This is a genomic window from Bradyrhizobium sp. Cp5.3, from assembly GCF_000426265.1.
GTDB lineage: Bacteria > Pseudomonadota > Alphaproteobacteria > Rhizobiales > Xanthobacteraceae > Bradyrhizobium > Bradyrhizobium neotropicale.
This window is the reverse complement of record NZ_AUFA01000134.1, coordinates 1-1542: the sequence shown is the minus strand read 5'-3', so window position 1 is coordinate 1542 and position 1542 is coordinate 1. Positions and strand designations below refer to the sequence as shown.

General features: G+C 65.0%; 1 protein-coding gene. It reads left to right on the top strand.

Annotated features, from left to right (window positions below):
• On the top strand, positions 1-1463 hold a 1463-nt coding region (locus K289_RS47375), incomplete at its 5' end, for an IS66 family transposase (protein WP_035688125.1).
• Positions 1464-1542 lie beyond the last annotated feature (79 nt).

Below are 1542 nucleotides of genomic sequence, written 5' to 3'. Positions count from 1 at the left end.
AGCGCTCCGAGCGCATGGCACGGCTGCTCGAGCAGCTGGAGTTGGAGCTCGAAGAACTCGTCACCACGGCGAGCGAGGATGAGCTTGCCGCGCAGGCCGCAGCGGCGAAGACGCAGAACGTCCGCCCCTTCATGCGCAAGCGGCCGGTGCGCAAGCCATGGCCGGACGACATCGAACGCGAGCGCGTCGTCATTGAGGCTCCAACGGCCTGTGCCTGCTGCGGTGGATCGCGGCTGGCGAAGATCGGTGAGGATGTGACCAAGACGCTGGAGGAGATTCCGCGCCGCTTCAAGCTGATCGAGACGGTACGCGAGAAGTTCACCTGTCGCGATTGCGAGAAGATCAGCCAGCCGCCCGCGCCGTTCCATGCCACGCCGCGTGGCTTCATTGGCCCACAATTGCTGGCGACGGTCCTGTTCGACAAGTTCGGCATGCATATCCCGCTCAACCGCCAGGGTGCGCGCTTCAAGGCCGAGGGGATCGACCTGCCGTTGTCGACGCTCGCCGACCAGGTCGGCCACGGGACCTTCGCCGTCATGCCGCTCTTCCACTTGATCGAACGCCATGTGCTCGCGGCCGAGCGCCTTCATGGCGATGATACCACCATCCGTATCCTGGCGAAGGGCAAGTGCACGACCGGGCGGATCTGGACTTATGTGCGGGATGACCGGCCCTTCGCCGGGCCTGCGCCGCCGGCGGCGGTCTATTACGCCTCGAGCGACCGACGAGGCGAGCATCCCCAGAAGCATCTGGCCGCCTTCGCCGGTATCTTGCAAGCCGATTGCTACAACGGCTTCGAGCCGCTGTTCGACCCGCAGAAGAAGGCGCTGCCGATTACGCCGGCGTTTTGCTTTGCCCATGCGCGGCGGGGCTTCTTCGAGCTGGCTGACATCGAGAAAAATGCTCGGGACGGTAAGAAGGGCAAACCGGTCTCTCCGATCGCGCTGGAGGCGGTCAGACGCCTCGACGCGTTGTTCGAGATCGAGCGCGCCATCAACGGCCGCGGCGCCGACGAGCGGCGCGCCGTGCGCCAGGAAAAGAGCAAGCCGCTTCTCGAGGACATGCACGTCTGGTTGCTGCGTGAGCGCGAAACCCTCTCGCGCTCCTCCGAGGTCCTGAAGCCGATCAACTACATGCTCAGGCGCTGGGACGACTTCGCCCGCTTCCTCGACGATGGCAGGATCTGCTTGACCAACAATTGTGCTGAGCGCGCATTGAGAGGCATCGCATTGGGACGGCGCAACTGGACCTTCGCCGGCAGCCAGCGTGGCGCCGACCGTGCCGCCATCATGCTGACGATGATCACGACCTGTCGCCTCAATGACGTCGATCCCAAGGCCTGGCTCGCCGACGTCCTCGCCCGTATCGCCGATCTTCCCGCGTCGCGCCTGCACGAACTGCTGCCCTGGGAATGGAAGCTCCTGCGCCAAGCCGACAAGCCCGCCGATCAGCAGGCTGCCTGACCTTCACGCAACGCCATCATAGAGCTCGCGGTGCCCGCGCGCATGCGTCAAACAGGCGGTCTTCGTCGTATGCGTACCC